This is a genomic window from Maribacter sp. Hel_I_7 (assembly GCF_000688315.1).
Classification (GTDB): domain Bacteria; phylum Bacteroidota; class Bacteroidia; order Flavobacteriales; family Flavobacteriaceae; genus Maribacter; species Maribacter stanieri.
Window position 1 is genome coordinate 1355556 of sequence record NZ_JHZW01000003.1, and the last position, 18488, is coordinate 1374043.

Consider the following 18488-nt stretch of genomic DNA (forward strand, 5'->3'; position numbering starts at 1 on the left):
TAGCTCTGTACAATTTTATAAAATTGTCAACCAGATTTCTTTCACTATTTATTCATTTTCTAGCAGTATTAATGAATGTCAATGATTCAACAACAATCTAGTGTTACAGAGTATATTTCCTTAAAAATTCATGTAAATAAAGGTTTCAGGGAAATAACCCTTAAATAACCTATCATTTACAAATAGCTTAGCCACCATTTATCGCGGTTGTTATTCTTATATTTCCAAAACCATATACATAAAGGGTAAATTGTTAGTGTTATAGCTATCGCTAAAATGTATACCACTACCAGATTAAACCCAAAACCTTGAAGGCTTTTTGTTAAGCTTATAAATAATTCAATAACCATCAATCTTGGTGAAAATCCCATTATTGTTGCTATGATTAAAGCAACTAAGTGAATGACAAACAGGTGAACGACGTAAAAAAACAATGGCACACGACCAATGATAACAATAGCATGGTGAATACGACCTTTCCAATTCTCGACAAAGGCTAGTAAAAGTATAGAAGGACCTAATGTTATCAGTAAATATAACAACGAAGGCGGATATTTAGAAACATTCATGAATGACAAAATCGTAGAAGTCAACGATTCAAAATTTGACCAACTATTCGGGTCACCATAAAAGTTTAATGCTCTAATAATAAAGAATAAACCTATTACAATTAAACCCAAGTAGATCAAATATTTCTTTCTAACTCTCGGGTCAAAATCTTGGGTATATAATACTCCAAAATGATAACCAAGGGGCATTACAAAAACCCAAGGTACAAGAGGGTAGAAAACCATTATAGCGAAGTATTTGGTAACTATCGGGGCTTGTAAGTGAAGAATAGTCCATAGCCCATTCCAAGTTTCAGGTTCAAATCCATCCAATGCATTATGTCCGAATATCACTATTAAACTAACTGTAATCATTAGCCTTTTTGGGACATAAATAAATGCTGCTAAAAATATCATAGATACCCCAAGCACCCAAATTACTTGAAGTACATTCATAGCATAATCTAACTGAAACTGCCAGACGAATTGTACAATTGTTAATTCTAAAATAACAAGCCAAACGCCACGTTTAATCAGCCAAGTACTCAGTTCTTTCTTATTTTTTCTTCTTCCACTCAAATATGCCGAAGTACCCGCTAAAAAAACAAATACTGGTGCACAAAAATGAGTGATAAAACGGGTAATGAATAATGGAACGGTAGTCTGCGATATATCTGTAGGACTGAAAAAATAAGAATCGTAATGTAGAAATGCTCTTGTATGATCCAATGCCATTAACACCATAACAATGCCTCTTAATAAGTCAATTGATTCTATTCTATTATTTTTCATAAGATTCTAATTAAAGTGCTATTCTAATCCATAGACCAGACATCATTTAAAAGAGCAGATCCAGTTGACCCACCAATTATCCATATTTTATTATTAAATGAGATAGGGGTATACTCTAATCTCCCGGTATACGGACCTTCTTTAATTACTTGTGTCCAAGTTTCACCATCAGCACTTTGCCATATATCATTAACTCGAGATGAGCCATCAAACCCACCTATGATCCACATTTTATCGTCAAAAACTACAGAAGTATGACCTTTTCTTCCTGAGAAAAGTGTGTTTGCATTAACCTGGTTCCATATTTTACCATCACTACTTTGCCAGGTATCGTTTAAGGGTGTATTGAAATTCTCTGCTCCCGCTCCATTTCCTCCTATAATCCATATTTTATTATCGAAGACTAGGGTCGCAAAGCCAAACCTATCAGTAAAAGTTATTTGAGAATCGACACTAGTCCATGTTTCACCATCAGAACTTTGCCAAATAGTATTCATTGATTTGGCTGGACCAGATCCACTTCCTATGACCCATAATTTATTTTGAAAAGCTATTACTGATTGGTCATAACTTATATTAAATGGAAGTGCTCCGGTAACCAATGTCCAATTTTCGCCATCACTACTCTGCCAAATATCAGTTAATATATCTGAGCCATTATGACCGCCCATTACCCATATTTTATTATCAAAGACAACGGTAGAATGAAATCTTCTTTTATGAAAAGGAGCCTCTGCAGTAACTTGAGTCCACGTTTCACCATCTGTACTTAGCCAGATATCATTTAAATGTGAGAAACCATCATAGCCACCAATAACCCACATTTTATTATCAAAAACGACCGAGGCATGATCTCTTCTCTCTGAGAAAGCTGCACTTGCTGTTACTGGAGTTTCAGGGATGTGCAGATTTCTTGTAGTAAAACTGAAAGTCTCACTAGATGTTGTATTTCCTTCTGAATCAATCGCTACAACTTTCCAGAACAAGTCTTGGTTTAATGGTAACCTTTCTTCTAGGGTAAAATTGGTTTCGTTTATAGTATTTGCCAAGCTAGTAGTGGGGTTGTTATTTTCATCCACAAACAATTCATAGGATATAGAATCTCCATCAGGATCCACAGCTGCATTCCATAAAAAATTCGGTATTACATCTACGTCTGTTGCGCCATCTATAACAGCTATAAGCTCAAAGTCATCTGGAGCTTGATTGACTGTTTTATCTTGTTGATTAGGTGTTTCGCCTTCTTCTAAGATTACTTTATCATCATCATTTCTACAATTAATGAATGTTGAGGATAATGTGATAAATGAAAAAAGCACCAAATACATTTTTTTTGTTTTCATCGTATTTGTTTTTGATTTTATAATAAATCGGTAAGAGTTTGGGAAATTATTTTCATTAGACATTTATAATACTACCCTGAAAGATTTTACAGCACTCCCTGAGTAGTATTTTAAGCTAACAATTCCTTTTTTATTTTTCTAAATCAAAATGAGTAATCAATTCATCATGTGACATTTCACTAAAGTCATTGCTGTTTTTAGCAGAATTTACAGGAGAAGATGGAGAAGAAATAGAGGAAGCCGGAATTACAAATATTTTGAATTCTTCAAAAGTTACTTCTGTCAAATATGGATCTAGAGTTCCTAAATCATATAGATTTACAATATAATCAGAACTTGGACCACCAGACAGAACAGCAGTGCTTCCCTCTATAATTACCCTTGTTTCAAATAAAGTAGGTTCACCTATTCCAGGAACGGGTACCCACCTTTTTTTAGTTACAAAAGAATTTCCAGCATTGGGTGTTTGAAAAATCTCAGCATAAAACCCTAAAACTAAACTCTCGTTTAATTCATTTAGTGATACACCGTCCATTGGGTAGGTAACACTACCCGTAGTAATGGTTTCTGACCCATATTCTAATAGTTGAACATCTGCATTACCATCTTCGCCATCTATACCATCGACTCCATCTGATCCATCAACTCCGTCAGCTCCATCAGCACCATCAGCACCATCAACTCCGTCGAGACCATCTGAACCAGTTTCACCTTGAGTACCAGCGGGACCAACAGCTCCATCTTCACCGTCTTTAGCACAAGAGGTAATTGTTAATGATAAAATGATTAATACGTAGGTAAAAAGTTTCATTGTAGTTTTCATAATGTTTGTTTTAATTATTATGATACAATGATATTGTGCATTAATAAAAAGGACTTGTACAATTAATTCAAATAGTAGTAGTATTGGTTCATTGACAAAAAAAAGCAAGCACTATTATTGCATTTTATGCAATAATAAAATATCAAATAACTGAATATCAATTATTTATGAATACCACTTGGAGAAATTCCAAATTCGTCTTTAAAAGCTCTACTGAACCAAGAAGGGTCGTTAAAACCAACCTCATAGGCAATTTCGGAGATTGTTTTATTAGTGGTTTCAATTAATTCTTTAGCTTTTTGTAGTCGAATAGATCGAATAAAAACTGCTGTAGATTTATCGGTAATTGCTTTTAATTTTCTGTAGATTTGAGACTCACTTAAATGAATTTCTTTGGCTAATTGAGATGTTCCAAAATCAGCATCATCCAAATTATCATGAATGATTTTTATTACGTGTTGTAAAAATTTGGTTTGAGGATTTTCTATTTTATTCTTGACTAGAGCTGCAAATCCATGTTTTTCTAATTTACCAATCAATTTTTTGCGTACCAGAATTAATTGATCCAAACGTGTAAATAGTTCCTCTTTTATAAAAGGCTTTCCCAAATAGGCATCGGCACCATGGGTTAGCCCAGTAAGTCGATCTGCTGTAGTAACCTTTGCGGTTAAAAGTATTATAGGAATATGATCTGTACGTTCATCTGTCTTTAAGGTTGCACAAACTTCATAACCATCCTTGCCAGGCATCATTACATCACTTATAATGATATCAGGTATTTTTTCGTAGGCCATTTCTATACCAATATTACCATTATTGGCATGCAAGGTTTGGTATTTTCCTTTTAAACATGTTTTTAAATAGTGGGCCACATCGTCATTATCTTCAATGATTAATGCCAAGGGTAATGTAGAGGTCTCATCTAAAAAAGACGGAATCGTTTTGGCAATTAAAGTAGTTTTGTTAAGTGACGGTTCAACAGTTATTTTAGCGTCAGCTGTTTTAATCGCTTTATTCGTTACAGGTAATTGTACGATAAAGGTACTCCCCTTACCAAAGGTGCTCTCTACCGCTATGGTTCCTTTCATTAATTCCACAAATTCATTAGCTAAAGAAAGACCTATACCTGTACCTTGTTGCTTGTGCGAAGATTCATTTTCAACCTGATAGAAACGGTCGAATAAATGCGCGATGTCATCTTCTGCCAACCCTAAACCGTTGTCCTGTACTTTTAATTGAAAAAACTCAATCTCTTTACTTTTGATTTTGTTAAGGTGAACAATAATTTTACCATGTGCTGGGGTAAATTTTATTGCATTTGAAAGTAAATTAGAAATAATGGAGGCTACTTTGTTTACATCAATATCCATCTCCAAAGAATCAATTTCTGAGTAAATGGTGAGGTTGATATTTTTAGACTGCGCCAAGGAATGAAAACTTTCACTCAAATATTTCACAAACGGAATGGCATCGGTCTGTACCAGATTCAACTCCATAGAACCACTTTCTACTTTTGCCAAATCAAGCATTTCATTGACCAATTGTAACAAGTTTTTACCATTTCTGCGAATCATTTCCAAAGAATTTTCAGCCCCTTCAAAACTCTCTTCTTTAACTTTGGATTTTAAAGTGTCAGCCATACCGAGAATAACTGTCAGCGGTGTTCGAAATTCATGGGTAATATTTGAATATAGCTTTGTTTTTGCCTCGTTCAATAATTCGAGTTGTTCTGTTTGATGGCTTAAAAGTTCATTTTTTTGTCGTATTTCTTGAGTTCGTTTATTAATGATGTTTTCTAATCTTATATTTTTTTTCTGTAATTCATTAGATCTCCATTTAGAGTATAGCCCAACAATGCCAATTGTTCCTAAAACATAAACTACATAAGCCCACCATGTTCTATACCAGGGGGGTAAAACAGCAAAAGAATAATTATCTTCAGTACTTATATGATTAAAGACATTCTTCGAACGAACCTTAAAGCTATAGTCTCCTTCAGAAATATTAGTATAATCTTTTTTGGTTTCCGACGTCCATTCTGACCAATCTTCATCAAAACCTTCTAGTATATATTGGAATTGGTTTTTAGACTCGTCATCAAAACTAGTACTGGAATACTCAAATTTAAGTGCGTTTTCTTTAAATTTAAGGGAAGGAGGTTTTACTTCTGTTCTAGCTCCTCCATATAATAAAGAATCTTTTAAAAATGTTACTTTTCTAATAAGGGTTTTGAAGTTTTTAGAACTTTCTGTACCAACATCTAAATCATGTCTGATAATACCTCCGCTTCCTCCATACCAGACGACATTATTATCTTCGGGAAAATGAGCGACTCCAACATCTTGAGTAATTCTTTCATCAAAATTTTTTTGTATCATATAATTACCATCCTTTGTTTTTATCGCCTTTATTCTTGATCTTCTTTTATCATCTTTCTTTATTTGGGCGAACATCCATATATTTCCCTTTTTGTCTTCTCTTTTTAACGAGATTTCTCCTGGTAGTTTTAAAAGTTCGTTAATACTGGAATCTCGGATAATGCTATCGTTTTGTTTATTATAACTATACACATCATGGTCTATATTGAAGAGTACCTTATCCTTTATGAATCTAAGAAACAAGATACCTTCGGGTAGTTCCTCGTTAGCTTTAAAATGTTTTACAACAGGTTGCTGCTTGCCTAAATTAGTAGTCACCTTCCAGACACCGTCATTTTGAGATTCTAACCATAGATTTCCATCGCTATCTTCAACAATTTCTCTTATATCATCTACAATTCCATTGATTTTTCTATCGTTTTGCCATTTCCCATTCTTGTAAATAATTGACGCTAAACCGTCAATTAAGCCTACATAAATACGTTTTGGATTTTTCTTTGACCGAAATAGCGCACCGCTTTGTAAATCAATTTGTTGAACAAGTTTATGGTTTACAAAAACGAATAATCCAGCTCTGGTACCAGCGAACAAGGTGTCCTTCGATATGAGGAATTCAATAGCCTGCTTTGAGGAAATTTTGGTGGAGGAAACCGATGGTCCTACGTTTTTAAACAATTTATGACCTTCAATACTGTCCTCCTCTAGTCTTAAAACTCCATTGTAGTTAGCGGCATATATTTTACCGTTGTATAAAATAATGTCATTTACATATCCTTCGATACCTTTTCTGTCATCAAAAATAGAATACGGAGATTGAAGTTCAATACGGGAAACACCGTTATTAGTCGCAGCCCAAACACCTTTTTGTTGGTCTTCAAATAAACGAAAAATGGCATTGTCTTGTAACCCAAAATCCTTATTCACCGCCTGTATTATATTTCCGTCTTGATCAATGGTTATGATTCCATTTTTTATAGTCCCAATAACATAATTTCCATTCCTGAGTTTAAGTATTCTACGGGCTAACCATTTTTCTAAAAATATTGAGGTATTAAGATTTAAGGGTTCTATTTTTCCTTTATTTGTCACAAAAAGTCCTTGCCCATAAGTTAAGAGCAACAGCTCATTATTTTTGTACAGGGCAACATCCGTAATTGCCTTAATCCCTGCGGTTGAAGCATTTATTATCTCTTGAGAATCATTTGCACTTATTTTTATAAGCTCTACTTTGTTTTTTACAACAAAAACATTCTCGCCTATTGTTTTACATAGATTAAAACCTGAAGGAGCGTCGTGAATTGAAAAAGCATTGTTTTTCCATTCAAATATTTTTTGTTCAGATCTGAAGTAGACAATGTTATTATGCGCGCTAATATCTTCTATTTGCTGAAAATTCTTATCCTCTAAATCTTCCTTTAAAGAAGTGAATTTTAACAAGCCTGAATTGTCAGGTTCTAAATACCCTAATTCATTGTACCCTCCCACATATATTCTATTGTTCTCATCTATAGCCATCGCTCTTGCGACTCCAAAATTGGGTAATTGAATAGTTCTCCAAGAGGTACCGTCATATTCTAGAATACCTTCGTTATTGCCGATATAGATTATTCCCTCTTTACTTTGAAGAATGTCCCAGTTCTGCGATGCACCTTTGTATTGATCTGAAGAGTAGTTTTGAATATATGGCAATCCAATTTCAGAAACCTGTTGGGAATAAACACAGTGAAAAGTAACGTTTAAAACAAGCGACAGTAGAAATAATAGCTTAAAGCGATTTTTTGAGTAAATGGAATATAAGATTTGAGTTTCCTCCATTTTTCACTTGGTTTTTAGAAAAATTGGTCCATTTGTACTCCAAATGAAATTAGAATTAACAAAAAACAGTTCTAAATTTGAATTTTCGCTTTCATAACGAATTTAGTAAAGTACCTTCCCAAAACTTAATGTAACTGTACCATAAGTGATAATCCAAGTTTTGTTAGCTAATTATTATGTGTAGACTGTAAATCAATAGTGTATGATAATATAATTTATAGCATTCTTTAAACAATAGTTTTAATAATTTGTATTGGTTGTTTATTCCTTACAATGAACCGAATAATACATCCTATAAAAAGACCCTTTTAAACCAATACAAATTATTAAAACCAACGTTGTAGGCTATTTCTGAAAACGTTATATGCGAGAATTGTTATTATTTTTATCCATTTCCCAAACGTATCAATAAGAACAAACAATAGTAATAATTAAAACCTATTATCTCCACCAACGATATCTCCAAGAGTACCCAAAATACTTCCCTCTCCTTTATCTTTACCACCTCTTGGTATTGAAGCTAGCACTCTACCTGCAAGACGACTGAATGGTAATGACTGAATGTAAACGGTACCTGGTCCGCGAAGCGTTGCAAAGAACAATCCTTCTCCGCCAAAAACAGTATTTCTAATTCCGCCAACAAACTCTATGTCATAATCAACACCTTTGGTAAAACCAACGATACAACCCGTATCTACTTTTAGCACTTCGCCCGGTCCGAGGGTCTTTTTTGCTAAGGTACCGCCTGCATGAATGAAAGACATTCCATCACCTTCTAATTTTTGCATAATGAATCCTTCTCCACCAAAAAGGCCACGACCTAGTTTCTTTGAAAACTCAATACCTACGGAAACCCCTTGTGCAGCACATAAAAACGCATCTTTCTGGCAAATGAAGCGGCCGCCCATTTCAGAAAGATCAATTGCTAAAATTTTACCTGGATATGGAGAGGCAAAACTTACTTTCTTTTTACCTTGCCCTATATTTAAAAATGCTGTCATGAAGAGACTCTCGCCTGTCAACATTCTTTTCCCTGCAGAAAATATTTTACCTAAAACGCTATTATCTTGATTACTTCCATCACCGAAAATAGTATTCATTTTAATATCGGTATCCATCATCATAAAGCTACCTGCTTCAGCAACAACTGCCTCTTGCGGATCAAGCTCTATTTCAACATATTGCATTTCTTCTCCAAAAATCTCGTAGTCTATTTCGTGTGCGTTCATTTCTTAATTTTTATTGATTGATGCTTATTAGTTGTTGGATGCAGTGGTTTTGTTACAACAAATCAACTATTATTTGAAATGGATTTCAATAATTCTTGAGGTCTTTGACTACCAATAAGATATTTATCGCCATTTTTAAGTGTTAAAGAAATGCCTTGTTTTCCCTTAACATTATAGACCGTACCATACTTTTGAGTTTTTCTGATACCATACCCCACAAAATCATAATTAGTTATTCGATGCTCTATTACATCACTCAACTTAATCGTTTTTTTATAAAATAGCAGATGACGAATATTAATTTCCTTTTCAGTAACTACTACTTTAAGTTTTAGTAAAATCAAAAATAACACGGTGAGTAGGTAAAAAAAATGAGGTAATAATTCAACTAAAGATCCTTTATGGGCAATCCATGTCATACTAGTATTATTTGATTCAGCTGCTGGTATAACACCAAATAAATATAGATAACTACTTATAAATCTTAAAGCGATTATAATTATTGGTGCAAGTATAATTAACCACAACCACCATTGGGTAAACTTCTGAGTTTCTTTGAATCTTATTTCTCTATTCATTGAAACTACTTTTTCTGTTTCAACCTCACTGTCCACTCAAAATCAAAAGTACTTACCACTACTCCATCTTCATTTACGCCAAAAGATTTCATCCAAATAGTTTGCCCTTCTCCTGTCGCAATGGTCTTTTCTAGAGCTTCTTTTATTAAATGCCCGTCATTACAGGTAAATGTAATTTTACCGGTTGCCTTTTTTGAAAAATTAGCTTTGTTATTAGCAACCAACATAGATATTTTCTTTCCAGTAGCTTCAATTTGATCTATCATCATAGCACCTGTAGACAATTCTGCCGCCATACCTTGCACTGCCCAAAACATAGAATTAAACGGATTCTGATTAATCCATCTATGTTTAACAGTAACAATTGCCCTGCTTTTATCTATTTCTCTTAAACGTACCCCGCACCACCATGCTGCTGGCAATTTTAAAAATGAGAACTTGTTGAATTTACTAGCTGTAATCGCCATATTATCTAATTATTTTGATAAAAGTAGCCATTATTTACAGCATACTAAAATGTTAATATATTGTTAAATATTAGTACTATGCGTTACATAGTACCTTTTTTTAGCCATATATTTGCATAGGAAGTTAATAGGTTATCAACGTAATTGGCTTTTACATAGTTTTAAAATCAATCATCATCAACGAACCAATCATGACAGAAACAATAACAAAACACGAAAGAAACCTCTCTGCACTCATCCATGCAAGTACGTTTTCTAAATTCTTTATTCCGTTTGGGAATTTTATAATTCCACTTGTATTATGGACGGCGAATAAAAAAGAATATGAATTTGTAGACCACAATGGCAAACAAGCGCTAAATTTTCAAATTAGCATACTACTCTACTCTATTCTTGTAGGTATGATAAGCATACCTTTTTTCTTAGGTGGGTTTCTACCAAACATATTTGACTTTGACAATTTTGCTTTATCCAATATGCACAGTTTCAATAATATCAATTTCAATTTTGATACCGATGACCTTTTTGGTCCTTGGATGATACCAGTAGCATTACTTGGTCTGGCCCAATCAGCCATATTTATCGTCAATATTGTATACACCATTTTAGCCACTATTAAAACTAATGAAGGTGAAGTTTTTGAATATCCATTAACCATAAAATTTATCAAATAGCGTATCAGTTTATAGTAAAGAGGGTATTCATCATACCCTTAGTAGTTTATTTATCAATCAAAAAAAATCAATCAAGATGTTTATTCATCAAACAAAAAACGAACAGTTAATCTATGCAGACAACAGAGACGATGGAGCAATCCCCTCCGAAAGCGGGACTGCATAAAAAGCAAAAAGAGATTATGAATGTAGAAAATACAAAAGCGCAAATGCGTAAAGGGGTTTTGGAATATTGCATCCTGTCCATTCTAAATGGTCAAGACAAGTATGCTTCCGAAATCTTGGGAACGCTAAAAGATGCTAAAATGCTTGTAGTGGAAGGAACTATTTATCCGCTACTAACCAGATTAAAAAACGCAGGACTTCTAAACTACCGTTGGGAAGAATCTACTTCTGGACCGCCACGTAAATACTATACCCTAACCGAGACCGGTAAACTTTTTCTTAAGGAACTAGATACTACTTGGGACGAATTAAGAAAAGCCACCAATCTGGTAACCAACTCAAAAAACAGCTAACGATGAACAAGACAGTAAATATAAATTTAGCAAACATGCTCTTCCATATAGATGAAGAGGCATACAATATAATGCGTAGGTATTTAGAATCTGTAAAACGTTCTTTTGCCAATACACCTGGTAGCGATGAAATCATTGCCGATATAGAGGCCCGTATAGCCGAACTTTTTCATGATAAGTTAGAAAACGAAAGACAGGTTATTACTCAAAAAGAAGTAGATGAAGTTATTGCCATTATGGGGCAACCCGAGGATTATATGGTAGATGAAGACATCTTTGAAGATGAACCTAGAACTAAAACGTCTACAGCCCAAAACAGGGTTAAAAAATTATACAGAGATACTGAAAAGAAATATGTTGCAGGTGTATCTGCCGGTTTAGCTCATTACTTTGGCATAGACCCGTTATGGATTCGTTTACTTTGGATTTTCTTGACCATTTTTACATGGGGCGGATTCATCTTTATCTACGGTCTTCTTTGGATTCTTATCCCTGAAGCGAAAACTACTGCTCAAAAATTAGATATGAGCGGTGAAACGGTTAACATCAGCAATATAGAACGTAAAGTTAAAGAGGGTTTTGATGACGTAGCGGATCGTGTAAAAAGTGTGGACTATGAAAAAGTAGGCGACACCGTCAAAAAAGGAGGTAAAACAATTTTTGACACCTTTGGTGACATTGTAATGTTTCTTTTTAAGATTTTCGGCAAATTCATTGGTATACTATTGGTTATCATTGGTGCTGCTACTTTAATAGGACTTTTTGTAGGCATGTTTACCGTTGGTATTTTAGATATTATTCATGTACCCGGTATTGATTTCTATAATGTTGTTAACTCTACCAACTTACCAATTTGGGTTGTATCATTATTAGCATTTTTTGCCATCGGTATTCCGTTTTTCTTCTTAATGTACTTAGGATTAAAAATTTTGGTAAACAACCTCAAGTCTATTGGTACTGTTGCAAAATTCTCTTTATTAGGATTATGGCTGATTTCCATTATATGTTTGGTAGTCTTTGGTATTAGAGAAGCTGCAGCACATGCGTATACAGGTAGTACATCTGTAGAAAACGAAATAACTTCTATTATCCCAACAGATACTTTAAATATTAGGTTAGTATCTACAGATGAGTATGATTATGAAAAGGATATGCACATGGGAGATACCTTTATATCTTATGACGAAGCTGGTAACAAAGTTTTAGTTTCAGATGATGTTAGGTTCCGTATTCGTAAGTCTCAAGATACTTTGGTACGCGTTCAAATACGCAGAGAGGCTGATGGACCATCTAACAGAGAGGCAAAAGATATTGCAAACCAAATTGTGTATGAGTATGAAGTAAACGGTAACACAATTTCTTTTGACGATTTCTTAACGACACAAGGTCCTAAGTTTAAAGATCAAGAGGTACGTGTTAATATATTCTTGCCTGTAGGCACCATTTTAACTTATGACCAGACAAATTCTAGAGATTGGATTACTACCGTAAATACAGATAGAGATGTTGAAGGTCTAGAAGGATATATATGGAAAATGACTGAAAGCGGAGAGCTTGAGTGTCAAGATTGTCCTGAGTTCATTGAAATGAACGATGAAGATGACAACATCTCTAATCGCATCAATATCAATGAGAATGGAATCGATATCAATATCAACGATAATGGCGACAAAGGTAAAATTATTATCAACGAAAATGGAATTGACATTGACGTTAATGATAACGGAGAATCGTTTAAAATGAAGTTAGATCAGAATGGCGTAAAAGTGGATACAAACGATAGTATCAACTAATTACAGTTCAGGCATCTTAAACAACAATTCAGTATTTATTAATCGCAGAAGAATTATAAAACAATCATTTTTACCTCATCAAATAACAATCATAAAACAAACAATCATGACAACACTAGTTAGAATTACAGTCGCACTCGTCTTAGCCTTATTACTTACATCTTGTGGCTTTGACATTAACTTCGGAGATTTTGGATCAGGTGAATCAGGTAACGGCGTAGTCGTTGAGGAAACTAGAGAAATAACTGGAGAGTTTACAGAAGTATCTGCTTCTGAAGGTTTAGAAGTTTTTGTAACACAAGGATCAGATTTTGATATCTCTGTTGAAGCTGACGAAAATATTATGGACCTTATTGGTACTGATATTAAAAACGGAAAGCTAAAAATTCATTGTATTGAAAACATAGGTCGTGCAACCAAAAAAGTATATGTGACCATGCCAAACGTTTCTGGACTTTACGCATCTAGCGGCTCTCATTTAACTACTGAAAATAGAATTCAATCAGATAAATTAGAAGTAGATGCAAGTAGTGGCGCTATTATAAATGCCAATGTCCACGCCACAAACATGGACATTGATGCCAGCAGCGGTGCAAACATTTCTTTAGAAGGTACTGCAAAAGAAGTTTATGTAGATGCCAGTAGTGGTGCAAATATTAAAGCTAAAGACTTATCAACTTTAGTTGCCACCGCAGATGCCAGTAGTGGTGCCAACATTAGCATTGATGTTACCGATAACTTGACAGCGGAAGCTTCAAGTGGTGGTAATATATCTTACAAAGGTGACCCATCTGTACAGAAGAATAAATCGGTATCTGGTAGCGTACATAAGTATTAGAATATTCAATCATCAATTCAACATTTAAACCCACTGAAATATCAGTGGGTTTTCATTTTGTAATCTAGCCCTAATCTGTATATTAGTGGTATGCAAGTACACTTAAAAAAATACGTTTTACCATTAAAACATACCTTTAGTATTTCAAGAGAATCTCATGATTTTCAAGATACTATGATTGCATCGTTAACCCTAAACGGTGAAACGGGATATGGTGAGGCAACATCAAATCCGTATTACAAGATCACTACCCAGACCATGATGGATGAAATCAATGCCATTTCTTCTGAGATTGAACAATTTGATTTTACCAAGCCTGAAATTTTTCATGCGTTTTTAGTAAGCAAAGGCTTATCCAATTTTGCTATTTGTGCTTTAGATTTGGCAGCACATGATTTATATGGAAAGTTATTAGGCAAACCTTTATACGAAATTTGGGGAACTAGTATCGAAAACTACCCTACAACTAATTACACCATAGGTATTGCTTCGATAGATGTTATGTTAGCCAAAATGAAAGAAATGCCGTGGCCTATCTATAAAATTAAATTAGGCACTGGTGATGATGTTGCTATTGTTCGCGAATTAAGAAAGCATACAGATGCCATTTTTAGAATAGATGCCAATTGTGCTTGGACTGCAACAGAAACGATACATAATGCACCACTTTTAAAAGAATTGGGCGTTGAATTTTTAGAGCAACCCCTAAAAGCAGATGATTGGTCTGGTATGGAAGAAGTCATGCACCATAGTATTTTACCTGTTATTGCAGATGAAAGCTGCATTGTAGAAAGTGATGTAGAAAAATGTGCACTACATTTTAGCGGTATCAATATTAAGTTGACCAAATGTGGCGGACTCACCCCTGCCCTACGGATGATTAAAAAAGGTAAGGAATTAGGTCTTAGCGTAATGGTTGGTTGTATGACGGAATCTACTGTAGGTATTTCTGCTATTGCTCAATTAATTCCACAATTAGATTATGTCGATATGGATGGCGCTCTGTTATTAAAAAGTGATATAGCAACGGGAGTTCATATTAAACCTGATGGGAAGGTTATTTTCCCTAAACTAGCCGGTAGCGGTGTTCAATTGTTAGATTAATGTTTACTATTGATGAATTTCCGGATAGGTCAATTAACATAGAAGGTGAAGAATATCTGTATTTTGGTGGTACATCGTATTTAGGACTTCAAACTGATTCTGAATTTCAATTGCTATTCATCAATAATATTAAAAAATATGGCACGGCCTATGGCGCATCCCGTAAATCAAATATTAAAATTGCTGTATTTGATGAAGTAGATGCCTATTTATCAAAAGTGGTTGGTAGTGAAGCTTGCATTTCCATGTCATCAGGTTATTTGGCTGGTCAATTGGTTTGTGATTTTTTAAAAAGTGATGAATATCAGTCATTTTACGCCCCAAATACCCACTCTGCATTATATAGCGGTCAACAAGACTTATATCCCAATTGGGTTGAATTAACCAAAGCCATACATAATAGTCCTAAGAAAACGCCTGTTCTTTTTTTAGATAGTATTGATTTTCATGGTGATAACTATCCTTACTATTCTTTTCTTAAGAAGTTACCATTACAAGATATTATTTTGGTAGTTGATGATTCTCACGGAATTGGTATAACTGGTGAAAATGGTGGTGGTAGTTTTAAGTTTTTGCAATCTTTACAACCAAAAGAACTTTTAGTATCATGCTCACTTGGCAAAGGTTTTGCCGTACAAGCTGGAGCTATATTTAGTACCCAAAGGATTATAGACCTTTTAAAGGAAACACAGTTTTTTGGTGGTGCAAGCCCTGCAACACCTGCATCATTAGCTACAATAAAAGATGCCCATCAACTTTTTGAAACTAAAAGAGCCCAGTTATACAAAAACACTGCATTATTTTTATCAAAATTAAAAAGCACCTCATCTTTTGTTCATGTTGAAGGTCACCCAACGTTTAATTTTCAAAATGAAACTCTTGCCACACATCTTGAAGAAAATAGAATAATAGTAACCAATTTTAGGTATCCTACAAAAAACGATTCATTAATGAGTCGTATAGTTTTGAGCGCTTCTCATACAAATAAAGACATTTTAACGATTTGTAATATTCTAAATTCATACTTCAAAAAAGAATAATTCAAAGTATAATAAGTTCACTTTCATTATGTTATTCGTAATTATAGAGTGAATTTTTTGTTAAATTCTAATTTATAATTCGTATCTTTTTAGTACACATTCAACTCTTTATTAACTAAACACCTTACCACTATGAAAAAAATTATAGGATTGGTATTGTTGATGCTATTATTGGTTTCCGCAGCCTCAACTAATTCCATTAAAGAAAATTACATGCATACCATTCAAGGTACATGGGAACTGGAAAGCTTTTATAATTATGACGGACAACAGGTAATTGACACTGTACCTACCACTGATGGGTATAGACAGGTTAAAATGTACTACAACGGTAAAATTATGTGGAGCCGCTACGTGCCTGTAGATAAAATTGGAAGATTTGGTTATGGCACCTATAAAATTACGGATGACAGGCTTATGGAAACACTTGAATATGGTGATAATGAGATGATCCAAGCTATGGATACCCTGCGTATATTTACTTTTGAATTACTTCTCGATGATGACAAATTCAGTCAAATAACCTTAGATGAAGAAGGAAATAGAACATTTTCTGAAAACTATGTTAGAATAGATTAACTCAATTAATTCAACAAAAAAAGAGCCCATTCAAATGAATGGGCTCTTTTTAATTATAAACTATTGTATTATAATTTGTATTGATCTGCTACTGCTTCTTCAACAGAACCAATAGATGCTAGGTAACGCTCTGCATCTAATGCAGCCATACAACCAGATCCTGCAGCTGTAACCGCTTGTCTATACTCCTTATCCTGAGCATCTCCACTAGCGAATACGCCTGGCAAATTAGTCTTGGTAGACTTACCTTTTGTAATTAGGTAACCCGTTTCATCCATATCTAATTGACCTTTAAATATATCGGTATTCGGTTTGTGCCCAATAGCTACAAACAAACCGGTAATTGCAATTTCTTCTTTTTCTCCAGTTTTATTGTTTTTCATGCGTAAACCCTCAACAACTTGTTCTCCAAGAACTTCGTCTACTTCAGTGTTGTAACGTACTTCTATATTTTTAATACTATGCACTCTATGTTGCATAGCTTTAGATGCTCTCATTTCATCTCTACGTACCAACATAGTAACTTTGTTACAAATGTTAGCCAAATAAGATGCTTCTTCAGCAGCAGTGTCACCTGCCCCAACAATGGCTACATCTTGACCTTTATAGAAAAAACCATCACACACTGCACATGCAGAAACACCACCTCCACGTAAACGCTGTTCACTAGGTATGTTTAAATATTTGGCAGATGCACCTGTAGAAATAATTATAGTTTCAGCTTCAATTTGCTTCTCACCATCGGCAGTTACTTTGTGTATGCCGCCTTTTTCCTTTGAAAATTCAACTGAAGTAATCATACCAATTCTAACCTCGGTACCAAAACGTTCTGCTTGTTGTTGTAATTGCACCATCATTGTAGGTCCATCGATACCCTCTGGATACCCTGGAAAATTATCTACTTCTGTTGTGGTTGTCAATTGACCTCCTGGCTCCATACCTGTATACATAACAGGCTTTAAATCTGCACGGGCAGCATAAATAGCTGCTGTATACCCTGCAGGGCCAGATCCTATAATTAATGTTTTTACACGTTCTATTTTATCAGACATAATATCAAGTGGTTCTATTAAATTCTCTATAACAAAAGTAGGTTTTTGATTGAAAAACTTACAATATAGTTATCAAAAGTTTTTATACGATAATTAGTAATGAAGATAAGTATTTATTAATTTTCCCCAGTTTTTTGATCTTTAAGATTAAAATTAATTTAAGAAAAATGAACTTTCCCCCATTCTTTACGTATGTATAGTAGAACTTATATTATTATTGAATGAAGACCTTTAAATGTGCTATCATAGAAGATTCTAATGTTCAGAGGAAAATTCTTGAGCAAATTATTGAAAAAAATAAAAACTTAAAGCTTGTACTTTCTGCTAGTGCTAGTATTGAAAGCCTTAAGGAAATAAATGCATCTAATATAGATTTGTTATTCCTTGATATTGAGATGCCTGTTATGAACGGGTTTGAATTTTTAGAGGGATTAGATATCCATCCACAAGTAATCATAACTAGTCAGAACCAAAAGTATGCTCTTGAAGCTTTTAATTTTAATGTAACAGATTTCCTTTTAAAACCTTTTAGTACTATAAGGTTTGATGCTGCTATAAAAAAAGCAATAGACAAGGTGAAAACTGCAAAGCAGAAGAAACCTGAAAGTAAATTAGTGGTAAAACACAATCTTAAGCAGGTTGAACTTAATGTGCATGGTATTTTATACGTTGAAGCTTTGGGCGATTATGTAAAAGTGGTGACCGAAGAACGTAACTACGTTATTCTATCTACCATGAGCGCTTTTAATAAAAGACTGGAAGCCGATAAATTCATTAGAATTCATAAATCTTACATTGTCAACTTGAAAATGGTGGAACGCTACAACCACGAGTTCATAGAAATCAAGAACAAAAAAATACCGATTAGCCGAGCCAAAATAGTGGAGTTAGATCAACTTTTAAATTGTCTTGATTAA

At 34.1% G+C, this 18488-nt stretch carries 16 protein-coding genes; 8 read left to right on the forward strand and 8 right to left on the reverse strand.

All coding sequences use genetic code 11. From position 1 onward, the window contains the following. Nucleotides 1-176 precede the first annotated feature (176 nt). From P178_RS0117675 to P178_RS0117705, 7 genes are all read right to left on the reverse strand, one after another. Complete coding sequence (locus P178_RS0117675; protein ID WP_027067481.1) at nt 177-1340, reverse strand: DUF1624 domain-containing protein; 1164 nt, start codon at nt 1338-1340, stop codon at nt 177-179. 23 nt (nt 1341-1363) lie between these two features. Next, on the reverse strand, nt 1364-2683 hold the full coding sequence (locus P178_RS0117680) for a Kelch repeat-containing protein (RefSeq protein WP_197026818.1): 1320 nt from the start codon (nt 2681-2683) through the stop codon (nt 1364-1366). 130 nt (nt 2684-2813) lie between these two features. After that, nucleotides 2814-3506 (reverse strand): hypothetical protein, encoded by a 693-nt coding sequence (locus P178_RS23475; protein WP_027067483.1) that lies wholly within the window; start codon nt 3504-3506, stop codon nt 2814-2816. 161 nt (nt 3507-3667) lie between these two features. Next, on the reverse strand, nt 3668-7699 hold the full coding sequence (locus tag P178_RS0117690; RefSeq protein ID WP_027067484.1) for a hybrid sensor histidine kinase/response regulator transcription factor: 4032 nt from the start codon (nt 7697-7699) through the stop codon (nt 3668-3670). A gap of 431 nt (nt 7700-8130) precedes the next feature. Further along, nucleotides 8131-8928 (reverse strand): TIGR00266 family protein, encoded by a 798-nt coding sequence (locus tag P178_RS0117695; protein WP_027067485.1) that lies wholly within the window; start codon nt 8926-8928, stop codon nt 8131-8133. Nucleotides 8929-8990: 62 nt separating this feature from the next. Further along, nucleotides 8991-9506, reverse strand: a complete 516-nt coding sequence (locus tag P178_RS0117700; RefSeq protein WP_027067486.1) for a hypothetical protein — start codon at nt 9504-9506, stop codon at nt 8991-8993. A 5-nt stretch (nt 9507-9511) separates the two neighbouring features. Further along, nucleotides 9512-9973, reverse strand: coding sequence for a DUF4442 domain-containing protein (locus P178_RS0117705; protein ID WP_027067487.1), 462 nt, complete (start codon nt 9971-9973; stop codon nt 9512-9514). A 191-nt stretch (nt 9974-10164) separates the two neighbouring features. On the opposite strand from P178_RS0117705, the gene P178_RS0117710 reads away from it, so the two are divergent. The 7 genes from P178_RS0117710 to P178_RS0117740 all read left to right on the forward strand — a co-directional run bounded on the left by P178_RS0117710 (nt 10165) and on the right by P178_RS0117740 (nt 16519). Then, on the forward strand, nt 10165-10647 hold the full coding sequence (locus P178_RS0117710) for a DUF4870 domain-containing protein (RefSeq protein WP_027067488.1): 483 nt from the start codon (nt 10165-10167) through the stop codon (nt 10645-10647). A gap of 182 nt (nt 10648-10829) precedes the next feature. Then, nucleotides 10830-11165 carry a PadR family transcriptional regulator gene (locus P178_RS0117715; protein WP_027067489.1) on the forward strand — a complete coding sequence of 112 codons (336 nt, stop codon included), beginning with the start codon at nt 10830-10832 and terminating at the stop codon, nt 11163-11165. A 2-nt stretch (nt 11166-11167) separates the two neighbouring features. After that, on the forward strand, nt 11168-12958 hold the full coding sequence (locus P178_RS0117720; RefSeq protein ID WP_027067490.1) for a PspC domain-containing protein: 1791 nt from the start codon (nt 11168-11170) through the stop codon (nt 12956-12958). Nucleotides 12959-13064: 106 nt separating this feature from the next. Further along, nucleotides 13065-13796 (forward strand): head GIN domain-containing protein, encoded by a 732-nt coding sequence (locus tag P178_RS0117725; RefSeq protein WP_027067491.1) that lies wholly within the window; start codon nt 13065-13067, stop codon nt 13794-13796. A 90-nt stretch (nt 13797-13886) separates the two neighbouring features. After that, the gene (locus tag P178_RS0117730) at nt 13887-14900 is read left to right on the forward strand and encodes a dipeptide epimerase (RefSeq protein WP_027067492.1); all 1014 of its coding nucleotides are present in this window, start codon (nt 13887-13889) and stop codon (nt 14898-14900) included. Next, complete coding sequence (locus P178_RS0117735; protein ID WP_027067493.1) at nt 14900-15940, forward strand: pyridoxal phosphate-dependent aminotransferase family protein; 1041 nt, start codon at nt 14900-14902, stop codon at nt 15938-15940. The genes P178_RS0117730 and P178_RS0117735 overlap by 1 nt, the downstream gene beginning before the upstream one ends. A gap of 132 nt (nt 15941-16072) precedes the next feature. After that, entirely contained in the window at nt 16073-16519 is a 447-nt protein-coding gene (locus P178_RS0117740; RefSeq protein WP_027067494.1) for a hypothetical protein, read from the forward strand. Between the two features lie 68 nt (nt 16520-16587). Here P178_RS0117740 and trxB read toward each other — a convergent pair whose 3' ends face one another. Further along, on the reverse strand, nt 16588-17571 hold the full coding sequence (gene trxB / locus P178_RS0117745; protein WP_027067495.1) for a thioredoxin-disulfide reductase: 984 nt from the start codon (nt 17569-17571) through the stop codon (nt 16588-16590). A 221-nt stretch (nt 17572-17792) separates the two neighbouring features. Between trxB and P178_RS0117750 the strand changes: the two genes are divergently transcribed. Then, complete coding sequence (locus P178_RS0117750; protein WP_027067496.1) at nt 17793-18488, forward strand: LytR/AlgR family response regulator transcription factor; 696 nt, start codon at nt 17793-17795, stop codon at nt 18486-18488.